At 60.2% G+C, this 26,195-nt stretch carries 18 protein-coding genes, 2 tRNA genes, 1 other RNA gene and 1 pseudogene; 12 read left to right on the forward strand and 10 right to left on the reverse strand.

The window, feature by feature from the left end; translation table 11 throughout:
* Window positions 1–92: 92 nt before the first annotated feature.
* Genes CKA38_RS08565 through CKA38_RS08580 form a run of 4 tightly spaced genes read right to left on the reverse strand, consistent with a single transcriptional unit; the run spans window position 93 to window position 5,692 of the window.
* Entirely contained in the window at window positions 93–1,541 is a 1,449-nt protein-coding gene (locus tag CKA38_RS08565) for a sodium:solute symporter family protein (protein WP_425482497.1), read from the reverse strand.
* Between the two features lie 53 nt (window positions 1,542–1,594).
* Window positions 1,595–2,665: a sialidase family protein gene (locus CKA38_RS08570; RefSeq protein WP_108825101.1), complete on the reverse strand. Its 1,071-nt coding sequence runs from the start codon at window positions 2,663–2,665 to the stop codon at window positions 1,595–1,597.
* Between the two features lie 29 nt (window positions 2,666–2,694).
* Window positions 2,695–3,633, reverse strand: a complete 939-nt coding sequence (locus CKA38_RS08575) for a dihydrodipicolinate synthase family protein (protein ID WP_108825102.1) — start codon at window positions 3,631–3,633, stop codon at window positions 2,695–2,697.
* Window positions 3,634–3,652: 19 nt separating this feature from the next.
* Window positions 3,653–5,692, reverse strand: a complete 2,040-nt coding sequence (locus tag CKA38_RS08580; RefSeq protein WP_108825103.1) for an FG-GAP repeat domain-containing protein — start codon at window positions 5,690–5,692, stop codon at window positions 3,653–3,655.
* A 132-nt stretch (window positions 5,693–5,824) separates the two neighbouring features.
* Here CKA38_RS08580 and CKA38_RS08585 point away from each other — a divergent pair, with 132 nt between their 5' ends.
* The 3 genes from CKA38_RS08585 (at window position 5,825) to recF (ending at window position 9,914) form a co-directional block, all read left to right on the forward strand.
* Window positions 5,825–6,880: a LacI family DNA-binding transcriptional regulator gene (locus CKA38_RS08585; RefSeq protein WP_108825104.1), complete on the forward strand. Its 1,056-nt coding sequence runs from the start codon at window positions 5,825–5,827 to the stop codon at window positions 6,878–6,880.
* A gap of 265 nt (window positions 6,881–7,145) precedes the next feature.
* Window positions 7,146–8,609, forward strand: a complete 1,464-nt coding sequence (locus CKA38_RS08590; protein ID WP_108825105.1) for a rhamnulokinase — start codon at window positions 7,146–7,148, stop codon at window positions 8,607–8,609.
* Between the two features lie 105 nt (window positions 8,610–8,714).
* Entirely contained in the window at window positions 8,715–9,914 is a 1,200-nt protein-coding gene (gene recF, locus CKA38_RS08595; protein ID WP_108825106.1) for a DNA replication/repair protein RecF, read from the forward strand.
* 240 nt (window positions 9,915–10,154) lie between these two features.
* Here the strand turns inward: recF and CKA38_RS15720 are convergent, their stop codons facing one another.
* The gene (locus tag CKA38_RS15720; protein WP_161554808.1) at window positions 10,155–10,316 is read right to left on the reverse strand and encodes a hypothetical protein; all 162 of its coding nucleotides are present in this window, start codon (window positions 10,314–10,316) and stop codon (window positions 10,155–10,157) included.
* A gap of 1,221 nt (window positions 10,317–11,537) precedes the next feature.
* The gene (locus CKA38_RS08600) at window positions 11,538–13,556 is read right to left on the reverse strand and encodes a phage tail protein (protein WP_108825107.1); all 2,019 of its coding nucleotides are present in this window, start codon (window positions 13,554–13,556) and stop codon (window positions 11,538–11,540) included.
* Window positions 13,557–13,769: 213 nt separating this feature from the next.
* Between CKA38_RS08600 and CKA38_RS08605 the strand changes: the two genes are divergently transcribed.
* Window positions 13,770–14,399 carry a hypothetical protein gene (locus tag CKA38_RS08605; protein WP_152032750.1) on the forward strand — a complete coding sequence of 210 codons (630 nt, stop codon included), beginning with the start codon at window positions 13,770–13,772 and terminating at the stop codon, window positions 14,397–14,399.
* A 211-nt stretch (window positions 14,400–14,610) separates the two neighbouring features.
* Here the strand turns inward: CKA38_RS08605 and CKA38_RS08610 are convergent.
* Window positions 14,611–14,697, reverse strand: a tRNA-Ser gene (locus tag CKA38_RS08610).
* A gap of 165 nt (window positions 14,698–14,862) precedes the next feature.
* Here CKA38_RS08610 and galK point away from each other — a divergent pair.
* The 3 genes and pseudogenes from galK (at window position 14,863) to CKA38_RS16680 (ending at window position 16,818) form a co-directional block, all read left to right on the forward strand.
* The gene (gene galK / locus CKA38_RS08615) at window positions 14,863–16,014 is read left to right on the forward strand and encodes a galactokinase (RefSeq protein WP_108825109.1); all 1,152 of its coding nucleotides are present in this window, start codon (window positions 14,863–14,865) and stop codon (window positions 16,012–16,014) included.
* A 268-nt stretch (window positions 16,015–16,282) separates the two neighbouring features.
* Window positions 16,283–16,597 (forward strand): annotated as a pseudogene (locus CKA38_RS16675) (HAD family hydrolase); the annotation flags it as partial.
* Between the two features lie 83 nt (window positions 16,598–16,680).
* On the forward strand, window positions 16,681–16,818 hold the full coding sequence (locus CKA38_RS16680; RefSeq protein ID WP_192881165.1) for an HAD-IA family hydrolase: 138 nt from the start codon (window positions 16,681–16,683) through the stop codon (window positions 16,816–16,818).
* A gap of 53 nt (window positions 16,819–16,871) precedes the next feature.
* Here CKA38_RS16680 and hisB read toward each other — a convergent pair whose 3' ends face one another.
* Window positions 16,872–17,468, reverse strand: a complete 597-nt coding sequence (gene hisB, locus CKA38_RS08625; protein WP_108825110.1) for an imidazoleglycerol-phosphate dehydratase HisB — start codon at window positions 17,466–17,468, stop codon at window positions 16,872–16,874.
* Window positions 17,450–18,568, reverse strand: coding sequence for a histidinol-phosphate transaminase (hisC, locus tag CKA38_RS08630; protein WP_108826507.1), 1,119 nt, complete (start codon window positions 18,566–18,568; stop codon window positions 17,450–17,452). The genes hisB and hisC overlap by 19 nt, the downstream gene beginning before the upstream one ends.
* A 104-nt stretch (window positions 18,569–18,672) precedes the next feature.
* On the opposite strand from hisC, the gene hemL reads away from it, so the two are divergent.
* The 3 genes from hemL to CKA38_RS08645 all read left to right on the forward strand — a co-directional run bounded on the left by hemL (window position 18,673) and on the right by CKA38_RS08645 (window position 21,853).
* The gene (gene hemL, locus CKA38_RS08635) at window positions 18,673–19,977 is read left to right on the forward strand and encodes a glutamate-1-semialdehyde 2,1-aminomutase (RefSeq protein ID WP_108826508.1); all 1,305 of its coding nucleotides are present in this window, start codon (window positions 18,673–18,675) and stop codon (window positions 19,975–19,977) included.
* Window positions 19,978–20,025: 48 nt separating this feature from the next.
* Window positions 20,026–20,124, forward strand: an RNA gene (gene ffs, locus CKA38_RS08640) — signal recognition particle sRNA small type.
* A gap of 1,135 nt (window positions 20,125–21,259) precedes the next feature.
* Window positions 21,260–21,853 (forward strand): InlB B-repeat-containing protein, encoded by a 594-nt coding sequence (locus CKA38_RS08645; protein WP_108825111.1) that lies wholly within the window; start codon window positions 21,260–21,262, stop codon window positions 21,851–21,853.
* A 934-nt stretch (window positions 21,854–22,787) separates the two neighbouring features.
* Here the strand turns inward: CKA38_RS08645 and CKA38_RS08655 are convergent.
* A tRNA-Arg gene (locus CKA38_RS08655) sits at window positions 22,788–22,864 on the reverse strand.
* 107 nt (window positions 22,865–22,971) lie between these two features.
* Here CKA38_RS08655 and CKA38_RS08660 point away from each other — a divergent pair.
* Both CKA38_RS08660 and CKA38_RS08665 read left to right on the forward strand, forming a co-directional pair.
* Window positions 22,972–23,412 (forward strand): Minf_1886 family protein, encoded by a 441-nt coding sequence (locus CKA38_RS08660; RefSeq protein WP_161554809.1) that lies wholly within the window; start codon window positions 22,972–22,974, stop codon window positions 23,410–23,412.
* Between the two features lie 188 nt (window positions 23,413–23,600).
* Window positions 23,601–26,180, forward strand: coding sequence for a M16 family metallopeptidase (locus CKA38_RS08665; protein WP_108825114.1), 2,580 nt, complete (start codon window positions 23,601–23,603; stop codon window positions 26,178–26,180).
* Window positions 26,181–26,195 lie beyond the last annotated feature (15 nt).

Raw genomic sequence — 26,195 nt, forward strand, 5'->3', positions numbered from 1 at the left:
TGTGGTGACCTTTGCCTGTTAACGCGCGACTTCACGCTTTCTTAAAAAATAATTTCAAGAAAGCAGAAAATAAACGAAACGTGCGCGAATCCCTATGCCCCGTCGCGCTTCCGCGGCCGCGCGAACGCGGTCACCAGCAATCCCGTGAGCAGTAGCGCCGCCGTGCCAAACACGATCGTCAAAAACGAATGAAACGGGCTCCTCATCCCCTCCGGCACCCAGCCGAGCTTGGGCGAAACGCTCATCCACAAAATCACCAAAATTCCGACCGCCACGCTGATTACCCCGGCCGGCTTTCCGGCGCGGCGGCTGATGAATCCCAGGAGGAACAATCCCAGCATGCCGCCGCCGAATATCCCGGCCAGCGTCCACCACGCGTCCAGCGCGCTTTTCACGTTGATCATGCCGAACGCCAGCGAGGTCCCGATTATTCCGACCACAATCGTGGAAAGATACAGCACCCGCATCCTTTGCCGCTCCGTGGATGATTTGTTTATGTATCTTTGGTAATAATCGTTGAGGAAAATGGTGGCCGACGAATTCAGGCTGCTCGAAATCGTGCTCATCGCCGCGGCAAAAATCGACGCTATGAGCAGGCCGGTGATCCCTTTGGGCAAAACGCTCACGATGAACCAAGGAAACACGTAGTCGCTCTTGTCGGCGGCTTGATACTCAAGGGGAAGGTCGCCCGCGTGGGTGGAATAATATGCAAACAGCGCGGTTCCTATGAAAAAGAACACAGCCGACACGGGAACATACAACAGCGCCCCCATCCACAGGCTTTTGCGCGCCTCGCGGTCGGATTTTGCGGCGTGGTAGCGTTGGACATAGTTTTGGTCCACGCCGAAGTTTTGAAGGTTGATTACCACGCCATAAACAAGCACCACCCAAAACGTGGGTTCCGCCAGGCTGGCGCCGAAACTGCCGAGGCTGAATTTATCATGCGCCGACGCGATCTGGAACAACTGCCCAGGCCCCTCGGGCAATCCGGTCAGCATCAAAAACGCGCACACCAGCGCGCCCAGCACAAGCACGACTGTTTGCGCCGCCTCCGTCCATATCACGCCCACGATGCCGCCGATGAATGTGTATAACGTGGTGCTTATTCCGGTGATGAGAATGATCAGCCTGATATCCCAGCCGAGCAGGACGTTCATGGGCAGTGCCATCAAATAAGTGACCGTTCCTACGCGGGCCATTTGCGTGAGCAGGTAGCAGGCGCTCGCATAGGTTCTCGCCCAGCCGCCGAAGCGCTCCTCGAGGTGCGTGTATGCGGAGATGCATCCGCTGTTTCGGTAGAATGGTAGGAAATATTTCACGCCAATCCACGCCGCGAAAGGAATGGAAAGGCTGAACACAAAGGAGTTCCAGTTCGCCGCAAACGCCTTTCCCGGAAGCGCGATAAAACTAATGCTGCTGATATATGTTCCCAGTATGGAGAGGCCGGTCAGCCAGCCCGGCAAACTGCCTTCCGCCGCGGTGAAGCCGTCAACCGACCTGCTTTTCCGCCAGCAGGCAACGCCGATTCCCAGTGTTGCCATGAAGTAGGCAACCAGAACGATAATATCAAGTGATGCAAAATGGCCGGAGGTTTTCACAATTTTGAAGGGTCTATAACTGTATATTTGATGCGCTTGCGATCCCATGTATATGTGATGTGCACCAATCCGTCGGACGTTTGTATAATGGCCGGGTAGGCATAACCCTCGGGCAGGGGCTGGTCCTCCAGTGTTAGAACCGGCGTCCAGTTGAGCCCGTCGTCGGAAAGCGCCAGCTTGAGCGGATAGCGCACGCCCCGGCCCGAACGATCCGCGCGATGCGCCGAATGATTATATATCAACAACTGCCGCCCGTCGGAAAGCGTGACCGCGTCGGTTCCCGAGTTCGGATTGGGCAAGGCCAGGGCCGAGAGCGGGCTCCATGTCTCGCCATTGTCCGCGGACCACGTCATGGCGATCACTCCCTGCCGGGTGCGGCAAAGCGCCTCCAGTCGTCCGTCCTTCATTACCAAAACGCTCGGCTGTATCGCGTCAAAACCCGCGCCCTTTTTCACGGGACCCGCTTTGCGCCAGGTGTTCCCCTGGTCCTTTGATATTTCAAAATGCACCTGCCAGTCCGTTCGCCGCGCTTCCGTGCTCGAGGGCGAAATCCAAGTGCCGTCGGGCAGGACAACCGGCTTGTTTTTGATGGGGCCCAAAATCCCCTCGGGCAAACGGGTCGGCTCCTCCCACGAGCGTCCGCCGTCCTTGGAAATCATCTGCATGCCCCACCATTTTTGAGGCGACGGGCCGACTTTATAATATAAAATCAAGGGCGCGTTCTTGCCGGGAGCCTGAAGCAAAACCGGGTTCCAGGTGGGATGGCGCGTGCCGTCAGGCTGGATGCCGTTGGCCACGTTGACCGGCTCGGTCCATTTATCATTCTCAAGGCGCGACACCCAAATGCATACGTCGGGATTCTTTTCCTTGGTGCCGCCAAACCACGACGCGACCATGGTGCCCCCGGCTGTTTGGGCGATGGTTGACGCATGGCATTCCGGATAAGGCGCCTCCTTGTATATAAACTCCGAGCGGAGCATGGGCGCGCTGTTTTCCGCGGCCACTCCCGGCGCCATAAGAAAGACCGCCATCAATACAATCAAACTTGCAGGGTATTTTCGGTTCATGAATCAAATCCTTAAAATCATGCGTTAATTTATGGGACGAAAGCCATCTTGTTTTCCGCGTTGACGCACTCCAGCCCCCACTCATTAAAGGCGGCGGAAAGATCGTGGATGATGGTGTCGTGGATGCGTTTTGACTCGGGGGAAACCCGTGCCTTGGGTTCGCCGACCGGCCGCCCGCGGGCGGCCATGCCCGCCGAGACGTTTAGCGGAAATGTGAGCCTGTCAACCATGGCGCCGGTAAACTTAATCCTGTCCGTCAAGATGCCGGGGTCTCCGGGTTTTCCCTCCTGGCATATATTATATAAATCCAGCATCAGATCCGGGACAATGTTCACCAGTCCGCCTATGCAGCCAACCGCGCCCAGTTTGAAAACTTCGGCAAGCCGCGTGTCCGCTCCTGAGAACACAACATAGTTCTTTTCCTTTCCAAGCGCGATCAACTCCTTGTGATAATCAAATTCGCCGCCGCTTTGTTTGATGCCCGCCATGTTTGCCCGGTCCGCGAATTTAGCCACGGTGTCGACATTGATTCGCGTGCCGGTCAACTCGGGGAAATTATACAAAAACACGGGCAAATCCGCGTGTTCCGCAGCGTATAAAAAGTGCGCCAGCACATCATCCTGCGTCGAGGGATAAAACCCCGGCGGCATGATCGCCACCGCGCAAGCCCCGGCGGCACGCGCATGCCTGCCCAGCTCGCCCACAATGCCGGGGCGTATATCGCTTATATTAACAACGACGGGCAGCGGCGCCGCGCATTCGATCACGGCGGTTATCGCCTCCTTCCGCTGGTCGGAGCTCATCTGCGGAAACTCGCCGGTGCTTCCGAGTGCCAGCACCCCGTGTATGCCCTTGCTTTTCAGCCAGCCGATATTGGCGGCGAGCTCGCGCTTGAGAAGGTTGCCTTCCGCATCCGTTGGCAGCCAGAGCGCCGCAAGTATGCCTTTTTTTGGGTATGAGGATGCCATAAAAATTGTATGATTTTGTTTATTCCTTTTTCAACAAGTAGAAGAATCCATCCTCCGCCCCCGCGAGCAGTTCTTCCTTTCCGTCGCCGTCCCAATCCCAAGTGGCCGGGGCCGTGCTGTGGCCCGCGAGTTTTTTCGAGTCCACTTGTCCCATGTCCTCAAATATCCATTCCCCGGGCTTGGTGGCGACATTGCGATAGAAATTAATATTAACACTGTTCACGAGCAAATCCACCCGGCCGTCGCCGTCCCAGTCGGTGAAATGAAATGTGCGCCGTCCGCTTTTTCCCGCCTCGCCATAATTCATGCGCAACGCCCCGCCGGAGGGCCCGTCCTTGTTGGCCGCGCCCCTGGAATCAAACTCGGACAATCCTTTCATTTTGAAGATGCGCTCACCCGGCATTACATAATGCTCGCCGTTGCGAACCACATGGCGGAACCATGCCAGGTAACCCTCGTGGTCGGGCGCCACAAGGTCCGGCACCCCGTCCTTGTCGATGTCGATCATATAAGGCGTGCAGCGCCATTGAAGCACGAGCTCGTCGCCTTTCGGATCCCACCAATTCCACGCGGGTTTTTTCGCGCCGGTTTTCCAGATTGCGCGCACGGGTTGCGCGGCGGCCAGCTTGGGCGACGTTTTGGTTCCGATGTTTTTATACCATATAATATTTCCGATGATGGAATTCACCATGATATCAAGCAGTCCGTCGCCGTCCCAATCCGCCACATGTATATTGGTGTATCCCCATTTTGATTCCGCCGGCCCTTGTATCGATCCATTATATCCGGCCATTATCAATATGGGCTTGCCGTTCGCCTCGAGCAGCCGCGGAGCCGCCCAGCGCACGGGGGAACCGCCGAGGTTTTTTATAAATGCAATTTCGCCCGCGGTGTTTCCCGTCAATATATCCACAAGTCCGTCGCCGTCCCAGTCCGCGGCAACGGGCGTGGTGAGCACGCCGAACTTCACACTGTCCGCCTCCTGCTTGAAAAAGCGCGGCGGCTTGAACTCGGGCATGCTTTTGGCGACCGGCTTGCCGCGCGGATTGGGCTGCCATTCCGAGTTGATGACATTGCCGGTGTTCTCCATCAGGGCCACGCGTCCGTCCTCCTGCGCCACGATCAAATCCAAGTGCCCGTCCCTGTTCCAGTCGCATGCCGTGAGCACAATCATCTCCAGTGGCATCGTCAGCGCCGCGCCCCCGGCGGACAGCCGCTGGCCGGGCGCGTATTTCGGCGACTCCCGCGTTCCCACATTTTCATAAAAAGTGAATCCGTCTACAAACTCCCCGCAGATCAAATCGAGTTTTCCCGTGCCGCGAAAATCGCCGAAAACAGGGGACGGCATGCCATAGACATCAATGTCGCGATTATCCGCCTGCAGGCGGACCGGCTTTTCATAACGGGGCTTCGCGTTGGTGCCCTTGTTAATCATTATATATACAAATCCGTGCAGCGGCCCGTTTGTCCAGCGCCCGTTGGAATCGTATGCATTGTCCCAACCGTAATCCGTCCAGTCCCCGACGCCAAAAACCAAGTCCAGGGTTCCATCGCCATCATAATCCACATAACTCCACTGCTCGCCGCGAATCCGCCCGGATGTGCGGTGGATCTGCCTTGCGGTCAGCGGAAGTTTTTTCCTGTTCGCCTGCGCGAGCCCGTTTTTTATAAAATCAGGATATTCATATCCCGACGCGACCACGCGCAATCCGTCCGGTGTGTATGAGGCGGTCACATTGCCGTTGCCGGGGCCAATATAAACCGCGGGCTTGAATATATCCATGCCGGTTTCGGCGTCCTTTTTGCCCGTGTTTTCAAAATAATGGCATCCCTTGTCGGGCGAGCCTCCCGCGACGACAATCAGGTCGGGCAATCCGTCGCCGTTGCGATCGCACACGACAGGCCACGCCCACAAGCCGACGCCAAGATCGACAACCAGTCCGGGATTATTGTGCTTCAAGCGGACAAACCGGCTCGAATCATTCGCGGGTTGTGCGGACGCAAAACCGCACGACAGGCAAAGCGCGATGGCAAGGGGGAGAAACTTGGGTGCATTCATGTTTATGGCAGGGTTCTGGCTGAAAATGCTAAAATGATTTAGCTAAAGTCAACACCATTTTAACGACATGTTTCAGTTTGAGTATTTTTGATTTGCTAAACTTATAAATTTAGCAACGCTTCCGCAACAAACATGAACAGCAAACCGGCAGTGACCATTTACGAAGTTGCGCGGCACATAGGAGTGTCCCCCGCCGCGGTTTCCTCAGTGCTTTCCAACCATTATTTGGAGAGGCGGATTTCGGAAAAAACCGCGAACCGGATACGCAAGGCAATCAAGGAGCTTGGTTATGTCCCCAACATGGCGGGGCGCCGCCTCAGAACCCATCGCCCCCTGACCCGGCAATACGACATCGCAATCCTGACCTCGTTTGAGGCTCCCTTGCCGCTTGTCGGCCAGGCGTTGCACGCCATTCAAAAGGAGGCGGACAAGCGCTCGGACAAGCACACCCGCTACGCGGTCGCCATTGAGATGTTTCACGCCGGGAAGCTGGCGGAAAAACCGGGCCTCTTGGAGTCGGACCGGTATCACGGAATCATCATAACCAACACGCTGCCGGCCGACGACCGGTTTCTCGCGACGGCAAAGTTTCCGTATGCGTCGGTCGTTCTGGGCCGCCGAATCGAGGGGCACAACTGCGTGCTCGAAATCCCCAACTTTGTTGGAAAACGGGCCGCCGAAGTGTTGATTGACGCCGGCTGCCGAAACCTCGCGGTCATTCATGGCAAGGCGCTGACGCAAGCCACCTCCCAGCGTGTCGCCGCGTTCAAGGACGCCGCCAAGGCCGGGAAACTCGCCACCCCCGCCGTGATCGAATGCGACGGGCTTCAACCCCGGGATGCCGTCGCGGCGCTGGACGCGTTTCTTGGTGGCGGCGGACGCTGCGACGGAGTTTTTGCGGTGACGGACAGCCTGGCGGTCGGAGTGTATCGCGCCTTTCAGGAGCGCGGACTTTCGATTCCCAACGACGCGGCCGTGGTGGGCGTGGGGGATCATGAAATCGAGGAGTTTTTCAACCCGTCCCTGTCCACGCTCGCGGGCGCAAACGACACGATGGTTGCGGAGGCAATCCCGCTGCTGTTCAACCAGCTTTCGGGAAAAACCGAGCATCCCCAGGAAATCCTCGTCGTGCCGCCCGTCTATTTGCGCGAATCGACAAACCGTTCCCGGCGTCCCCGGAAAAAATAATCGCCGGGGTGCATTCAGTCCGGCGCCGAGTTATCCAAAGCACCGGGCGTTCGTGCGTGATTATAATGCGGTTGTGATGAGGGCAGGGCGGTTTCGCAGAAACCGCCGCGCTTTGCTCTTAATCACACCTCGGGCGTCCTTTTCCCGGGACCGTTTGCGCCCGGGCGTTCAAACTGTCATGCAAACACACATCGCGGTTGTGTGATTTTCGCACTTCACCTTTTTGCGCGTCCGCGTTCACTCATGGGGTTTAACACCTCATTTCATGGCCACCAAAAACACCTCAAAATCCACCACCTATTGCGCGGCCGTCGATCTCGGCGCCACGAGCGGGCGCGTCATCCTCGGCGCATGGCAAAACAACCGCCTCAAGCTCACCGTTGCGCACCGCTTCCCCAACACATTCCGCACGCTCAACGGCAACGACTATTGGGAAATCGGCGCGCTCTGGCACGAAGTGCAAACCGGCCTCCGCAAGGCCGCCGCCGCCCTGCCGCGTGGCAAGAAAATCGCCTCCGTCGGCGTCGACACGTGGGGCGTCGATTACGCGCTCCTCAACGACAGGGGCCGCCTCGTGTTCCCCGTCCACGCCTACCGCGACAACCGCACGCAAGCCGGCCTGAGCCACCTCGGCAACACGCGCGCCGCGCTCGAGCGCGTTTACGCCGCCACCGGCATCCCCAACGTCTTTTACAACTCCTCGCTCCAGCTCGCCGAAACGATCGCCGACTGCCCCGCCATCACCGACCTCGCCACGCGCTGCCTCTTCCTGCCGGACTACTTCAACTACCTCCTCTCCGGCACGATGGCCAACGAGCTCACCATCGCCAGCACCACGCAACTCCTCGACGTAAACTCCACCGACTGGTCGCGCCCCGCGCTCGACTACTTCCGCGTCCCGCCCTCGTGGCTCGGCAAACCCGTCCTCGCCGGCACGCGCCTCGGCACGGTGAAAAACATTCCCGAGCTCGCCGGCGCCAAGGTCATCGCCGTGCCCGGCCACGACACCGCGTGCGCCTACGACGCCATGCCCGCCAGCCCCGACGGCACCGACCTCTTCCTCAGCTCCGGCACCTGGTCGCTCGTCGGCTTCGAAAGCGACACGCCCGTGCTCGGCCCCGACGCGCTCAAGGCCCGCGTCGCCAACGAACGCATCGGCGACGGCCGCTACCGCCCCCTCACAAACGTCATCGGCATGTGGCTCCTCGAGCGCACCATGCTCGACCTCGGCCCCTCCGCCCGCCCGAAAACACCCGAGGCCTGGGACAAGCTCATCGACGACGCGGCGCGCCTGCCCGCCTCCGTCTCAAAAGTCCTCATCGACGTCACCGACCCCGCGCTCTCCAACCCGCCCTCGATGAAAGCCGTCATCGACGGACAACTCCGCCGCAAAAAAGCCGTCCCCCCGAAAAACGTGAAAGGCTACATGCGCCTCATCTGCGACTCGCTCGCCCGCGGCCACGCCGACGCCAAGGCCGCCTTCGAGCGCATGACCGGCCGCGAGTTCAAGCGCATCCTCATTGTCGGCGGCGGCTCGCGCAGCCCGCTGCTCTGCCAGTCCACGGCCAACGCCGCCAAGGTCCCCGTCGTCTCCTTCAACCTCGAAGGCACCGCGGTCGGCAACATCGCGAACCAGCTCATCGCCCTCCGCGCCGTCAAAAACAAAGCCGAGTTCCGCAAACACCTCGGCGCGCACCTGGAGCAAAAGGTGTATCAGCCAAAAAATTGATTTTGAGCCGCAAGGATTAAAACCAATCGCGGAAGCGCGGAAAAACGGAATGACTACTTCCGCGATTCCGCCCTTCCGTGATTTCGCGATTAAACAATCCTCCTCGTGCATCTAAAAAGCATCACCGTTCAAAACTTCCGCAACATCGCGTTTGCCGAGCTCGCGTTCGACAACTCGCGGCAGTTTTTCGTCGGTGAAAATGCGCAGGGAAAAACCAACCTCCTTGAGGCCGCCGGATTCATCTCCGCGCTCCGCTCGTTTCGCACAAGCGAGGACCGCACGCTCATCGCGCACGGCAAAGCGGAGGCCGCCATCGCCTGCGAAATCGAGCACGAGAAATTCGGCCTCACGCGCGTGACCATCCGCCTGCGCCCCGGCGGCAAGGAAGTGCATTGCGACGGCGAACGCATCCGCAAACTCGGCGATTACATCGGACGCTTTCCCACGGTCGTTTTCACCTCGCAGGACCTGCTTCTTGTGCGCGGCTCGCCCGGCGGACGCCGCCGCTGGCTCGACCTCGCCCTCGCCGAAACCGATCCCGAATACCTCCGCGCGCTTCAGGAATACCACCGCGCTCTCGCCTCGCGAAACCAGCTCCTCAAGCGCGGCAACGGCGGCGCGTCCGCGCTCTCCGCCGAACTCGACGCCTTTGAGCAACCGCTTGCCCGCGCCGCCGCGCAACTTGCGAAACGCCGCGCCGCGGGCGTGGAAAAACTGAACGCACACGTCGCCGCCGCCTACGAAAAAATCACCGCCGTCGCCGAAGGTAGGGCGAAGCCTCCGGCTGAGCCGGATCGCATCGATAACCAGTCGACGCCCGCGGCTCAGCCAGAGGCTTCGCCCTACCCCGCCTCCAAATCACCCGCCGCCGCCATCGCCTACGCGCCCAGCGTCGCCAACGGAACCGAGCTCGACGAAACCGGCTGGGCAAGCCAGTTTGCCTCGGGACGCGAACGCGACACGCTCATGCGCACCACGCTTTCCGGCCCGCACCGCGACGATTGCGAACTGACCGTCGGCGGACGCCCCGCGCGCGAGTTCGCCTCCGAGGGCCAGCAACGCGGCCTCGCCATTTCGCTGCGCCTCGCCGAGGCCGCGTATCTGCGCGAGCAAACAGGCGTGAATCCCGTGCTCCTGGCCGACGACGTTTTGGGCGAGCTCGACCCGCAGCGCCGCCGCCGCTTTTGGGCGAGCATCAACAGCGATGATTCGCGCAACCAAATCCTCGCCACCGGCACCGCCCCTCCCGACGCCGAGCTCGGCTCGTGGCAAATGTTCGAAGTGCGCGGCGGAATGTTTTCATGACGTCCCGCGTGCAGCCGGCCTGAATTTTTTGGGCGGTTTTCTCAAACTCGCCGGAATTCTTCCCAAACCAAACCGGACAAAGCCATGTTTCCCTTGTATCGTGCCGCGAGGTTTGATGGTGTTGTGACATTGGTTTGACAGGATTCGTAAAAATCCGCCATGCCGCGCACCTGCCTTGCCGTGAGCTTGCAAACCGCCGCCACTGGCGTTGCAGGGCTATTTCACGCCGCCAAGCCGCGGCTACGGGCCGAACTTGGGCACGGGCAGCGAGGTCTGCATGCGCACACGCTTGCGTTTTTTATCCCTTCTCTCGGAGTGCGCCAAACTGACGCGACCAAGGGTGATGTAGTTGCCGAGCAGGAACGGCTCGCAACCGAATAAAATGGGGGAACCCCTACCCATAATGACCCGCATGACAAGACACCTAGAAAAGGTCGACACAACCGGCCTAGATACCTTGCAGCGGTATTGCGCCAATACGATCCTGTCGCGGCTTAGATCGGCGGAAACCAGATGCGAACGCCTAGAGCAGGAAAATGCGGCGCTCAGACAGCGACTCGCAACACTCGAAAGGGAGAGGACGCGAGATCGCAATTAACCAACGTGCCGGAATTGACTTTCTTTTTGTTGATGCCACTCAGGCGCGGTTTGGGTGTTTTGGTTTGGGTTGGCATGGGAAAGGCACTAGGGATAGCTACACTCCGTAGAGTTCGATTTCCCCGACCGCGCATCGTGTGTCGTTGCCCCAAGTGCGCGTTATCAACATTTTTATGCCGCCGATAACAGTATCAGGGACGCTGGCAGAATATATGACAGCGTAGTTGACTCCGGTGGCTCTTGGGTTGTCAACAACGTCAACAATTACTCCCGCTTCCGCCCCGTTTTCATCGAGCGCGATGAGCTGGAAATCACGCGGACTGCGCCCTGTTTCAAGCGCGCTGGAGCTAATGGCGCGCGAGCGGATTATCACCTCTTTAAGCGTTCGCGTTGTCCCGCCAAAATAATTTCGAACCCATCCTGAGCCAACCCCCGTCGAGGAATTGAATCCACTGGCAGAAATCCAACCGCTAAAGGTGCCGTCGGAGACCTGATCAAATGCGCCGGCGGCGGCGTGTCCTGCGCCGGCCGTGGAAGATGCGCTGCAAACATAGGGCGACGGCGATGTGTCGCTCGTCATCGCCGGCGTGATACGCACCACCGTGCCGGGCGGCACGAATGTGTGCGACCATCGGGCCGTGCCGTTGATGACGTAGCCGGCGAGCGCATCGGCGGTGACGACGACGGTGGCGTTGTTGGGGACGGCATGAGCGCCCTCGGCTGTCTCTACGGCAGGCGCGGAGTCGACCGCCATGAGGTAGCGCACGCCGGTGCTCGCGGGGATGGTGACGGTGGCGTCGTCTTCCTCTGTTTCGGCTGCGGTGAAAGTGGGCGCGGCGGGGGAGACCGGTTGATCTGGAGGGGTGAAGGAGTAAGGCCAGACGACGGTTGCTCCGGATGGGATGACGTAGTGTTCGAGCGCCTCGGCTTCGACGATGCCGGAGGCGTCAGCAGCGACATTGTAGGTGCCGGCCTCGGTGACGACGGCGTTGAGGAGGTAACGCACGCCAGTGGTGCCGGGGATCGTTATGGTGGCCTGACCGCCCCAGACGGCCGGCGTGAATGTGGGCGCGGCAGGCGTGACGTATTGCGGCGCGACAAAGGCGAAGGGCCACGAGTCAACCGCGCCGGCGGCGATCTTGTAGCCATCGAGCGGGTTGGCGGTGACGATGCCGATGGCGTTGCCGGCCACGTAATGGTAGCCGGCGGTGACCTCGGCGCCGTCGATGAGATAGACCACGCCGGTGGTCTCCGGGATGGTGATGCGCGCCTGGCCGCCGACCACGGTGGCATCCTCAAATGCGGGCGCGGCCGGGGTGACGGGGATGCGGTCGTCGGGCTCGGCGTCGGCTTCGGTGAGTTCGGACCAGACGGGGAGCGAGGTGACGGCGACGGCGTAGCGGAGGATTTGCACCGCTGAGAGGATGCCGTTGATGCGCGCGGCGCCGGTGCGTGTGCTGCCGAGCCAGAGGGTTTCGAGGGCGAGGAGCTGGACGGTGTCGTCGGAGACGCGCTCGCCGCCGTTGAGGGAGATGGCCCAACGGCTGGCGTTTTGGTGGATGGCGAGGCGGAGGCGGTCGCCGGCGGTGTAGCCTGTTGGATAGGGCAGCGGGCGATGATATTGCCAGACTCATCAATCAACGCCTCCGCGAGCGTCTGCACGTTGGCATGCGAGTCACCGAAAAGGGCGACGGCGTTTTTGAGCTCTCGGGCGAGCGCACGCATGTTGTCGACGCGGGCCTGCTGCTCGATGGTGATGGCCGCGGTGTTTTTCTCGAGCTGCGCAAGGAAGGTTTCTGTCGCCGTGATTAGCGCCTCGATTTCGCTCGCATGCCCTTCAAGTTCGGTCTGCACGCCGGCAAGCGCGTTGTCCGTGGCGACTGCCTGCGCCTCGCGCGTCACAATCTCGTCGTTGAGCCGGTCGGCGACGGCGGAGAGGTTGTCGGCGGTGTCTTGTATTTGCTCTGCCGATACGGCGAGCGATGTGCCCTGGACTTCGGCTGACCATTCGGAGTTGAGTCCGTTTTTCCCGATTGCGCGGGCGCGCACGTAGCGTGTTGTCGACGCAGCGAGACCGGTGAGTGTGGTGGTGAGGATTTGCAGGCCGTCATGTGTGACGATGGGGATTTCTCCGGGGGTGGCCTGCACGCAGAGCTGCCAACCGAGCACCTCGGTGAGCTTTGGTTGTGCGATGGCGATCACCAGCGTCTGGAAGCCACCGGCGACAGTGACCGCGGGAGTCTCGGGAGGCGTCGGCGGGAGCTCAAAATTGCCGCCCGTGGTGTTTGGGAGCACGGCGAAAGTTTCGGAGATTTCCTCGGTTTCGCCACCGGCCTCGTCGCTCGCGATTGCGCGCAGCCGCCAGTTTCCGCGAGCGGGGAACACGCAGGCGACGCGCACCGTGATCAGCGTGCGCTCGATTGGCAGCGCGGAGCCGGAGGCGATGGCGAAGATGTCGCGGCTCGTGGAGGCGAGCTCGTTGACATTAAACGAGAGCGGCACGCCCTTGTGCTTGTTGATGGTGATGGGCACGTCGGTGGAGGAGGCGTCATTGTCCCCGTAGCCGTTTGCCGGATCGTAGTCCTTGGCGGCGAGCGAGCCGAGCAGGCGTGTCTTGATGGTCTGGCCGAAGTTGGCGTTTTCGGCGGAGAAATCCGTCGTGACGGCGCGCAACCACGGGTAAGCCTCCTTGAGGCGGGCAAAGGCCTGCTGCACGATGAGCTCGGGCGCGAGGGTGCCGAGGTCGTGCGCGGCGAGGATCGGGCCGAGCGTATCGCGCACGCCGACGAGGGCGGCGCGCACGTCCTTGGCGTAGATCGCGGCGCGGGTCTTCGGATCGGAGGCGGCCTTGAGGGCGCGCAGGCTCTCGGCGAGGCCGTCCTTGGCGGCGACGACACCGGAGCCGGTGGTCACGGTTTTGGTGATGCCGCTGCCTTCGAGCCTGTCGAGCAGGTCGGCGTTGGAGGGATCGGCCTCGATGAGTCCGGCCCACTTGGCCTGGATGGCCTCGTCCTTGGCGGGGAGCGCGCCGCTTCGCCCGCCCATGACACATCTCGAACAAACAGCCTACGACGAGGGAAAGCTCGCCTGCCTGATGGATGAGCGAAACAGCGGAAAACGCTCGCGTTGCCCATACCGCACAGCCTGTCGTGTGCGTGCGTGGAATGAGGGTTATTCGTTCCAAGCAACCGGAGGGCATCAACCGTTGACTCCAGAGCAGGAGGCAAACCGGCAAGGGTTCATTGCCGGAATACAAGAATGGCTACGCCGCAATCCTGTGAAACGATGAACATCCTCGGACAATACCTTGACGACCACGAAGGCCGCGCCGCGCGCGAGGAAGATGCCGACAACCGCTGGATGCAGGAACGCGCCGGAATCGATCCAGAGGAGCGCCTACGCCGGTGGGACGCGTGGCTGCGCAAAACCCTCGCCAAGACGCTCAGATGGCCCGCAAACGCCGACGCCGCGCTCCGCCTGCAATGCCAGTGCGCCAACGAGCTCACACGCCTCGTCAAGCAACTGCGCGGGCGCGGCTGGCTCCTCGACGGCGAAGCCCTCGCCGGGCACGTCAAAGCCTGCATCGCTCCCATCGCCGAGCAGCAGCGCGCCGGAAAGGTGGGCGACTTCTGGCCCTACTTCTGCGCCGCCGTGCGCCGCTACGTCGGCGCGAACGCCGAGGAGATACAATTCCACGCCCGCCGCACCGGAGCCGACGAAGGCGCGCAAAGCATGGCCGCGATCATGGGCGCGCTCGGCATCGCAGGCGCGTTGAAATCAAAAGGCAAGAGCCTCACCGAACTGATCGCCGACCGCCAGCCAGCCCCCAAGCGCCCCGCCAAGAAACCACCCTGCACCCCCGATGCACCCCGCTTGCCCGGCCTGTGAAGAACCGCTGCAACGCCGATGCAAGCCGCGCGGATTCATGTCAAACCAATGGCAAAATGGCACGTTGCGCCTGATTTTCATGTCAAACCTGCCCACCGCGGCTGATTTCTTCTAAGTCGTTGATTTTCGTGCTAATTCAGCCTTTTTCGCGCTGATTCAGCTTCCTGCCAAACCTCATGGCATCCCTCACCCTCATGGTCGCGGGGAAAACTGGCGGAGAGGGGGGATTCGAACCCCCGATACCTTGCGGTATACGCGCTTTCCAAGCGCGCGCATTCGACCACTCTGCCACCTCTCCTGGTAGTTTCAGCCAGCGCGCGGACGCGCCAACCGTCGAGTGAAGGGGCGAAATAAGGCGTGCTCATCCGTTCGGGTCAACGGAAAATAATCTTTCCCTGAAAATGCCTCGCCTTTTTTCCCGGCGTGGCGAACGTGCCTGTTTCGCAATTTTTAAGTCATTCCCATGAAAAACAAACTCATCGCCCAATTCCAAACCGTCTTCGACCGCAGCCCCGAATTTGTCACCCGTGCCCCGGGACGCATCGAATTTATCGGCAACCACACCGACTACAACGGCGGCACCGTGCTGGGCGCGTCGGTGGATCGTAATATCTGGGTCGCCATCGCGAGGCGCGATGACGGGCAGCGCCGTTTTTTCAGCGCGCATGGCGGCGAAATCGTCACCATGCCCTCCGGCATTCCGCAAAAGCAGGACGGTTCCAACAAATGGACCAACTATGCGCTCGGCGTGATTGCCGCGTTTCCGCATTTCGGCCTGAGCATTCCCGAGGGGTTTGACTATTATGACATGTCGGACCTGCCCGCGGGCGCCGGCATGAGCAGCAGCGCGGCAATTGAGCTGGCGTCAGTGCTCGCGTTTCTCGAAATCACGGGCCAGGCGGGCAAGGTTGACCGCGAGACAATCGTGAAAATCGGCAAGCATGCGGAAAACGAATTCGTGGGCATGCCGTGCGGTATTCTCGACCAGGGCGTGTCGGGCTTCGGCAAAAAAGACCACCTTGTGTTCATCGATTGCCGCGGGCCGAAATTTGACACGGTGCCGATTCCCTCCGGCGCGCATTTCTGGATTTTCAACACGCACAAAAAACACGCGCTCGTGGACGGCTTCTACGCGGCGCGCAATCGCGAGTGCATGGAAGCCGCCAAGGCGCTCGGCGTGTCCCTGCTCGCGGACGCAGGCACCGCGATGCTCGACAAGGCCGCCGCTGACGGAACGCTGGCGGGCGATGCGCTCAAGCGCGCGCGCCACGTGGTCGAGGAAATCGCCCGCGTGGACGAGACAAAAACGCTGCTCGCCAAGGGCGACCTGGCCGCGGTGGGCTCGCTGCTCACCGCCTCGCATCGCAGCTCGCAGAATTTGTTTGAGAACAGCGCGGAGGAACTCGACACGCTAGTCGATCTGCTCACGGCCACGCCTCGCGTTTACGGCGCGCGCTTGACCGGCGGCGGGTTTGGCGGCGCGGTGATGGCGATGACCGACGCGCAGTTCGGCGAGGCGCAGGCCGCGCAGGTTGCCGCCGCCTACGAACAAAAATACGGCGCAAAACCCGAGGTGATCCACTGCCAGACCGGTGACGGCGCGGCGGTGATGTGATAAGCGCGCGAGTCAGCGGCGGCTTCCAGTCGCCGGACTCGGCAAAGTCGCGCATCGTTTAAAAACAAAAACTCGGGACGTGAAAAACGCGTCCCGTTTTTTTCGCGCGTTTGTTTGAGCGCATTATTTTGTCCGCAAACGCGACTCGGCCTTGATTGCCGCGATTTCATGCGCGAAGCTGGGAGCACCTTTTCAAATGAAACTCAACATACCCGAGGGCGATTTCGCCGGATACATCTTCGATCTCGATGGCACGCTTGCCGACACGATGCCGCTGCACTACCGCGCGTGGAACGCCGCCTTGCACAAGTTCGGCATGAAGGCGGATGAGAACATCGACCCCGACTTGTTCTACTCGCTCGGTGGCGTGCACTCGCACGGGGTCTCCGCCGTCTTCGGCAAGCGCTACGGCCTCACGCTCGACCACGACGAGATCATGCACGTCAAGGAGGCCATTTTTATGGAGCTGCTCCCCGAGGCCGGCCGCATCGCTCCCGTCGCCGATTTCGCGGAGCGCGTCGCAAAAACGCATCCCGTCGCCATCGCCACGGGCGGCCTGCGCGAATTCGCGATTCCCATCCTCAAGGCCGCGAAGCTCGACCACATTTTCAAAATCGTGGTGACGCCCGCCGACGTGCCCCGGGCCGCGGCAAACCGGCGCCCGACATGTATCTGCTCGCCGCAAAACTCTGCAACGTGGACCCTGAAAAATGCCTCGCCTTCGAGGACGCCACGCCCGGTCTCCAAGCCGCCGTCGCCGCCGGAATGCAAGTCGTGCACGTGCCAAGCCGCCCAGCAGCCTAGGCGTTAATCGATTTCGCGAAAAAAGCCGTCCTGTGCGGACGGCTTTTTTGTGATTACAGCTTGCCTTTGGTGCTTGGCAGCTGGCCTGCCGCGCGCGGGTCGTATTGCGTCGCGGCGTCGAGCGCGCGGGCGAGTCCCTTGAAGACGGCCTCGGCGACGTGGTGCGGTTCCTCGCCGTATTCGAGCTTCACGTGCAGGTTGCACGCGAGCGCGTTGCTGAAGGCGCGGCAGAATTCCTTCACTAGGATGATGTTGAAATCGCGCACAAACATCGTCGGCGCGTTCGCCTCGTAAACAAGGTGCGCGCGGCCGCCGAGATCGACGACGACGCGGGCGAGCGACTCGTCCATCGGGAGCAGGAAAAATCCGTAGCGGCGGATGCCGAGCTTGTCGCCAAGCGCGGCGCGAAACGCCTCGCCCAAAACAATGCCGACATCCTCGACGGTGTGGTGGTAATCCACGGCGACGTCGCCCTTGCAGGTGACCTCGAGGTCGAAGAGGCCGTGCTTGGCGAAGAGCGTGAGCATGTGATCGAAGAACGGCACGCCGGTGTCGATTTTCGAGCGGCCGGAGCCGTCGATTTCGAGCGTGAGGTTGATGTCGGTTTCCGCGGTTTTGCGCGCGATTTTTGCTATGCGTTTTTGATCCATGCTTGGAGGGTGTTGTCGAGTGCGACCATTTCGGTGTCAGTGCCGACACTGATGCGCAGGAAGGGCGCGGTCAAGGGATGTGAGGGAAAATATCGCACGAGCACCTTGTGCGCGCGGAGCCAATCGTAGGCGGATTGCGCGACCGCCGCGCCGCTTTCGCCGCGCGCGTTTTTCGGCTCGACGAAAATGAAGTTGGTCTGCGAGGGATAGGAAAACCAGCCGCGCGCGGTCCATTCCTTTTGCCAGTGGTCGCGCGTGGTTTTTATTTTTTCGATGATGCCGGCGTAATAGTCGCCGTCTTCGAGCGCGGCGATGGCGGCGGCTTGCGAGAGGCGCGAGGTGTTGTAGCTGTCGCGCACGCGGTCGAGCACGCTGATGACTTCGGGATGCGCGAGCGCGTAGCCGATGCGGATGCCCGCGAGCGCATGGGCTTTTGAAAGCGTGCGCACGATGACGAGGTTCGGGTGGCGCGCGAGGAGCGGCACGGCGTTTTCGTTTGCGAAGGGCGCGTAGGCTTCGTCAACGACGAGCAGCCCGCGGTAGCCGGCGAGGATGCGTTCGATTTCGGCGTTTGCGAAGCCGACGCCGGTGGGCGCGTTGGGCGAGGTGAGGAAGAGGATGGGCGCGGTGGAGGCGGCGAGCGTCTCGACGGGCAGGCGCATGTCGCGCTCGAACGGGATTGTTTCGCAGCGGCCGTTTTCGATGGCGACGAGCACGGGGTAAAGCGAGTAGCTGGGCACGGTGTGCGCGAGCGGCGCGCCGGCGGAGCAATAGGCGCGCACGAGGAGATTGAGGATGTCGTCGGAGCCGTTGCCGACGCAGACGCCGGCGGCGGTGAGCGAGGGGCATTGCGGGGCGTGGTGCGCGGCGATGGTTTCGCGAAGCGCGGCGCTTGTCGGATTCGGGTAGAGCCGGAGGTTCGAGCCGGATTTGTCCGCGCCGAGTTCGCGGATGATCGCCCCGGCGACGCGCGGGCTTGGCGGGTGGGGGCATTCGTTTGTGTTCAGCTTGATCCAGCCGGATTCGGTCGGCTGGAGTCCGGGCGTGTAGGCGTGGAGTTTTGCGATGTGCGGGAGCGGTTGTGGGAGCGTGTTGGACATGACGCGGAAAAACGAAAGCACGAGAAATGCAAAAATCGCGGGCATTGGCGAGGGCGGAGCGCAAGGAATTGCAAACGGGCGCGCGATGCGTTTCGGTTGCGCGCATGTCGAACCAGTCTTTTCAGGGCGGCCAGTCCTCCGATCAACTTTTCGCGCGCGCGCGCCGGCTTATTCCCGGCGGCGTCAATTCGCCCGTGCGCGCGTTTCGTTCGGTGGGCGGCTCGCCGTTTTTCGTGGAGTCGGCGCGCGGCGCGACGCTCACGACGGCGGACGGGCGCGAGCTGATCGACTTCGTCTGCACGTGGGGGCCGGCGATTCACGGGCACAACCATCCCGCGATTCGCGGCGCGGTGGCGGCGGCGCTGGAGCGCGGCACTTCGTTTGGCACGCCCAATCCCGCCGAGGTGGAGATGGCGGAGTTGATTACGCAATTTTTTCCGTCGGTAAAAAAAGTCCGCATGTGCAACAGCGGCACCGAGGCCACGATGACGGCGATCCGCCTCGCGCGCGGTTTCACGGGGCGCGACAAGATCATCAAGTTTGCCGGTTGTTATCACGGGCACTCGGACTCGCTTCTCATCAAGGCCGGCTCCGGCGCGCTCACGCACGGCAATCCCGACAGCGCGGGCGTGCCGGCGTCGTTTGCGCGCGAAACAATCGTGCTCCCCTACAACGACACCGCCGCGCTCGACGCGGCGTTTGCGGCGAATCCGGGCGAAATCGCGGGCGTCATCGTCGAGCCGTATTGCGGCAATGTCGGTTTCATCATGCCGGATGCGGGCTACCTCGAGCATCTGCGCGACATCACGGCGCGGCATGGCGCAGTGCTCATTTTTGACGAGGTGATGACCGGTTTTCGCCTTGCGCGCGGCGGCGTGCAGGAGCTCGAAAACATTGTGCCCGACTTGACCACGCTTGGGAAAATCATCGGCGGCGGTTTGCCCGTTGGCGCGATCGGCGGGCGCGCCGACATCATGGATTATCTCGCGCCCGAGGGGCCGGTTTACCAGGCGGGCACGCTCAGCGGGAATCCGCTGGCGATGGCGGCGGGCATCGCGGCGCTGAAATTGCTGGACGGGGAACCGGGTGTTTACGCGCGGCTCGACGCGCTCGGCCGCCAGTTGCGCGACGCGCTTCTCGACGCCGCGAAACAGAAGGGCCTCGCGCTGCAAGTGCCGCAGCGCGGCTCGATGTTCAGCGCGTTTTTTAACGACGCGCCGGTGCGCGATTACGCGACCGCGACCAAGTCCGACGCGAAACTTTACGCGCGCTTTTTTCACGCGTGTCTCGACGGCGGCGTTTATCTCGCACCGAGCGCGTATGAGGCGGCGTTCCTGAGCACGGCGCACGAGGGCGGCGCGATCGCGCGCGCGTGCGAGGTGATGACGAAGGCGCTCATTTCATTGTAACGAGAAATAAATGTTGAAAGCCGCCGCGCACCGCGCACTGTTCGCGTCGGCCAGGTGCCATGCATGGGCAGGCGCGTGAACTCCGCCAGGACCGGAAGGTAGCAACGGCAACGACGTTCTCCCAGTGCCGTGGAGTGCCTGGCCACTTTTTTTTGCCCTCGCCAGTGTAAACTTTTCCTCTATCCGCCAAAGCGTGCCCGATAAGCGCGAAGTTTGGAAAACCATGCAGGTCTGGTATGTCTCATTCGCACCGTATTCCGTCTTACTTGCGCGACAGGAGTATTCGTTTCTCATGGGAGCAATCCTCATCAACAACAAACCCTCTCGCACCTCTGACATCGCAAAATACCACGCCGTTAAGTTCAATGGCCACCGCTGGGGCTGGATCCTAGATCGCCCCTGCCATCGAAATAGCCACTGAGGAAAAGGCCACCTCCTCAAAGAAATCCCGTTCGCAAGTCATCCGCGAACGCTTTGGTTAACTTGGAGCGAATCACCAACGAGGAAAACGACATGCAATCCCTCGATTGCTCGATCCGACAGTCACGCTTTCCGGAGCAACTAATACAACAATTATCCTCAAAAACATGATATAGTGCGCTTTTTACTTCTGATAATATCGGCAGTGTTTTTTATTTGTAGAAAGACTGTTGCTCTATTGATATTCAATCGTTTGAGCTATTTTTAGAATTGATTCCTTGGCACCGTTTGTGATAGCTACCCCATTTAGTTCTGCTCCACTGTGTCCGATAAAGCGTAACTCATCAAGAATGCCAAACCAAACGTAAAAATGCGTCTGCTTGGACAATAATGCGGTGACTGTGGCTTAATTCCAATTGACAGGGACTTTATAAACTACGCCATGTCGCCGGAAACCTCTTCTGCTGCATCAAAATATACTGCCTTGTCGCACCATCTGCTGTCACAACTCGCCGAAGCCTTCCTTCGCTTAACAACCATCGCGGTAATAGCCAATTGGACTAAATGCGCACCTTGACGACACGTTCTAAAGTTCATTTTACTAGATTTTCTAAATAAACCACTCTTGAGAGTCGAAATCTATATTTTGAGATCCCGTAAATATTTATTTTATATACAGTCTTGACACATGAATGAAAACAGTGAGACTCATGTGTGCTTTCATTTTGTAGTTTCATTTTTTGCATTCCCTAACGAATGCAAAGTATAGTCCAGCCAAGCATTTTCGATGCTTGATACTGTAGCCAGCTATTGACCATGTATAAGTATTATTTTCAGCCCTTGTAGCCTCTCCTTATCACCCATGAAATCAATTATCATATGTCTTGTTGTGTTGTTTGTTGCATGCAAAGTATCTGCGAAAACAGAGGTGGGCCAAGCTGGTGTCATTGCCAGCCCTAGCCATGTGGCTCCTGCCAACGCCGGCATAGTCACTCCTGTTGCACCTTACTTTCTGGATGCTGAAACCGTGAACGCATATGGCTGCGTCATCATGCCTCACTATTCAGACACGATCATCTACCGTCTCAACGGCGAAATTTGTGAGGCCGAACAATTCGTTCCTGTTGGCACTGCGGTTACTGTCACAGCCACACCTGTGGAAGGGTATGAGTTCCCCGAAGATACCGTCACAACATGGACACATACCATTAGATATGTCGGGCCCAGACCCCCTGTTTTTATTGATGCCAATAATCGCTTCATCGTTATCATCCCCTCTCCGGGAACGGGCCAAGTCACCTATAGCATTAACACCGATGAGGCTTATGAGGGTGAGTATTATTTTTCCTATGGCGATACTGTAACAGTCACCGTCGAGCCTGCGAATGGCGACTATTTCTCCGCCAACACGGTCACCTCGTGGACGCACACTTTCGGAAGCGGCACATCCCCGTGATACTACTCCGCCGAGCATTCCTACGGCGCATTCTATATTCAATAGGGGAAGCACTGTGTCAAGAACACTTCCCCGACAACATTAGCGGAAATTCTTTGCAAGGGCGTCGGACAGAAAAACAACACTCGTTAACGCTACAGAAGGTATATCAAGCCCCTTGCGGAGTCTGACCGTGTTGTTGGCGCACTCGGATTGTCGGCAAGTGTGTGGGGCGGGATATTTTGTGTGGTCGCATGGATGTTGATAAAGTGGTCGTCACGCCAGCACGAGATGAGCCCGTCCGCTACACTATTTGGCTACGGCTGTCGGTGTGGTGTTATACCTGTCATACATCGCTGCGGTTGCGATCATGATCGGCTCCATATCCATCGATGTCGCACGGTTTATATCCAGCCAATCGGCATGCTGGTAGGCCAAGGCGGATATTGTCGTTGCGTGTCCAGCCTTCGCCACGGTCGGTTGGATCGCTCTCGTTAGATAGATGCGCGTCAATGCAATCCCGTAGGGCAAAGCATTCCCCGCACAAGCCCTCTCGCTTGCACATCGCTTACCCTCCCACTATACCGATGTGCCTCATTCGCAAAAACACTCCCTCCTTTCTTCGCGGTTGCCTTACGCGTGACGGCGGTCATGCCCGCCGAGCTTTCGAAACCCTTGGATTGCATCCTCAAGGTTGACACCAAGGCCATCGACAAGGAAACATGCACGATCAAGGTTTGTTTTCCCTAGTCTCTGTTGGGGGGGGGGGATGAAAAATTCTTTCACACAATGACGGCACATGTGATCCATTCGTCCTCTACGTCAACGTCCTCTACAACCGCAGGATGAAGATTACATCATCGTAGCACGCTCCCCATTGATTAGCATTTTTGCTAGCGTTTGGAGAAATGAAAACACCTTAACTGATTGATGGTTAGGGTGTTTCGTTGAAAAGTGGCGCAGCCGTAGGGAGTCGAACCCCAAACCTTCTGATCCGTAGTCAGATGCTCTATCCAATTGAGCTACGGCTGCATTTGAGGGGAGAAAGAAAGCAGGGATTCTTCGCGGAGTGCAAGCGATATTTTTCAGGATTGTTAAGGTTGCGCCGCCGTGCATTAAGATTCCCCCTTTCTTTTCCAATGCAGGACATCAAGTTTCACGAAGTCGTTGAGCAGATTTGCAAAGAGGACCCGCGCTATGACCGGCGCGCCTACGGATTTGTGCGCATGGGGCTGGACTACACCGTGGGCGAAATCCGCAAAAAAAACGCGGAGAAGGCGGGCAAGGGCGCGCAGCGCACAAAGCATGTCAAGGGGCCGCAACTGCTTGAGGGACTGCGCGAATACACGCTGAACCAGTTCGGACCGCTTTCAAAAACCGTGCTCAACGAATGGGGCGTCACACGCTGCGAGGACTTTGGAGAGATCGTGTTCAACCTGATCGAATACCAGGTTTTCAGCAAAACCCCCGACGACCGGCGCGAGGATTTCGCGTCAATCTACACCTTTGACGATGCCTTCGAGAAACCGTTCCGTCCCGAAAAAGCGGTGCGCTTCAGCATCATTGAGGATGAAAAGTGATAAGATTTTCGATTTTGGATTCTGGATTTTCGATTGGCGCGCCGTCGCGCGGAACTGGGTTTGACGACAACAATCATGCCCGCGATTTTGCATAACCCAAAGATGACGCGGATGAACTCGGCTAAATCTCCGCATCTGTGAAAACCTGTTCCATCCGTGGATCGTTCTCTTATTCAAAAATTTCACCAATGTCCAAAACCAGACGTCCCTCGAAAACAAAGTCCGACTTCGATCTTCTCAACACCTTTTGGCGCGAGCCGGTCGCGCGCACCGTTCTTCCCAACGGGCTGACCGTGCTCGTGAAGCCCGACCATTCCGCGCCGGTCGCGTCGGTGCAGGTATGGGTGCGCACGGGGTCGATTCACGAGGGCGAGAATCTTGGCGCGGGGCTGTCGCACTACCTGGAGCACATGCTGTTCAAGGGCACGAAGCGGCGCGCGGCGCGGGAGATTTCCGCGACGGTGCAGGCGCACGGCGGGCTGATCAACGCCTACACGACCTTTGACCGCACGGTTTACCATATCGACCTGCCCTCGGAGCACACGGCGCTCGCCGTCGATGTGCTCGCCGACATGATGCTGCATTCGTCGATTGATGCGGACGAGACGGCGCGCGAGAAGGACGTCATCCTGCGCGAGATCGACATGTGCCGCGACGATCCCGACACGCGGCTCGGCGAGTCGCTTTTCGACACGGCGTTTCGCCGGCATCCGTATCGGTATCCGGTTATCGGATACAGGGATGTTTTCTCGACGGTGACACGCGAGGAGCTGATGGCGTATTACCGCGCGCGCTACGTGGCGAACAACATGGTCGTCGTCGTGGCGGGCGATGTGGATGGGGCGGGCGTGCTTGCGGAGATTGAAAAACATTTCGCGGACGCGCCGCGCGCGCGCCTGGCGCCCGTGCTTGTGGAGGACGAGCCCGCGCAGCTCGCGCCCCGCGAGGCGCATTTTTACGAGGATGTCGAGATCACGCGCGCGGGGCTGGCGTGGCAGGCGCCGGGCATCGCGCATCCCGACGCGCCGCTGCTCGACTTGCTGGCGACGATTCTTGGCGCGGGCGACAGCTCGATACTCTGGCAGGCGATTCGCGAGAAGGCGCGCCTCGTGCACGCCATCGACGCGCAGAGCTGGACGCCGGGCGGGGCGGGGTTGTTTTCAATTTCATTTATTTGCGACCCGGAAAAACGCGATCCGGCGATTCGCGCGATAAACGAAGCGCTGGCGCGTTGCGCGTCGAAGGGGTTCACGGCGGCGCAAATCAAGAAGGCGATCCGGCAGCTTGTCGTTGGCGAAATCAACAGCCGCAAGACGATGTCGGGGCAGGCGGCGCGCCTTGGCGCGAGCGAGGTGATTGTCGGCGACCTTGGTTATGCGCGCGCGTATTTCGAGCGGTTGCGCAAGGTGACACCGTCGGATTTGAAGCGCGTGCTGAAGGCGTATCTCGTGCCGGAGCGGTTGACGACGGTGTCGCTGAGTCCGAAGGGCGAAGCGAAGAAGGCCGAATTGGCAATCCGCGCCACATCGGCATTCGCGCCGGAGTTTGAGGAAATCAAAATGCCGAATGGCGCGCGCTTGTTGCTGCAACGCGACGCGCATTTGCCGAGCCTGCATGTGCGGCTGCTTTGCCAGGGCGGGCCTTTGTTTGAGACGCCGGGCAAGCGCGGCGCGACGGCGCTTTTGGGCACGATGCTCGCGCGCGACACGCGCCGGCGCACGGCGGCGGAGGTCGCGCAGGCGATCGAGGAAATCGGCGGCGTGCTGTATCCGTTTTCGGGGAACAACAGCATCGGGCTCGGCGTGGAGGTGTTGTCGGACGGCGCGGATGTGGAGCGCGGGCTGGAGTTGCTGGCGGACGCGGTGTTCGCGCCGGCGTTCAAGCGCGGGACGTTCGAGACGGAGCGCGAGGCGTTGCTCGCGGCGCTCGCGCAGGACGAGGACGATGTCGTCGCGCACGGCAGGAAGCTGGTGCGCAAAAAGTTTTTCGGCGCATATCCGCTGGCCTGCGACGCGAGCGGCGACGCGGAGGGCGTGCGCGCGCTCGCGCCGTCGGATTTGGCGGCGTTGTGGAAGCGGTTGTTTGTGTCGCAAAACGTCGTGCTCGCGGTGGCGGGCGATTTTGAGAAAGGAAAACTGCTGCCGAAATTGAAGGCGTTTTTGAGACGCGTGCCGAATGGGGGATTGGCGGCGGAAGATCATGCGGGCGGAATGCCCGCGTCCCCGGGTGATTTCACCGACACGCAACCGCGCGAGCAGGCGGTGGTGTATCAGGCGTTTCCGGGGCCGGGCTTGCTGGCGGATGATTTTTACGCGGGCGAGGTGATGGACGAGTTTTTCAGCGGCATGTCGTCGCGTTTGTTCGAGCGCGTGCGCGAGGAGAAAGGGCTGGCGTATTTCGTGCGGTCGAGCCGCGTGACGGGTTTGCGCGCGGGCATGTTTTTGTTTTTCGCGGGGACGAGCCCGGCGCATTACGAGGAGGTGTTGCGCGAGATCGACGCCGAGATCGCCCGCGTGCAATCGGGCAGGATCGGCGAGGACGAGGTGGAGCGCTGCCGCGTGCGCCTGAAGGCGGGGCGGCGGATGAGCCTGCAGACAAACGCCTCGCGCGCGATGCAGGCCGGCCTGAACGCGCTCTACGGCCAGCCGGTGAACGACTGGCTCAACTACGACAAGCGCATCGACGCGGTGGGCGCGAAGGACCTGCGCGATTTTGCGCGCCGGCACTTCAAGCGCGCGCTGCGCACGCAGCTGGTGGTGAAGCCGTGAATCCGCGGCACGGGC

The sequence above is a fragment of the Ereboglobus luteus genome (assembly GCF_003096195.1).
In the GTDB taxonomy this organism is placed as follows: domain Bacteria; phylum Verrucomicrobiota; class Verrucomicrobiia; order Opitutales; family Opitutaceae; genus Ereboglobus; species Ereboglobus luteus.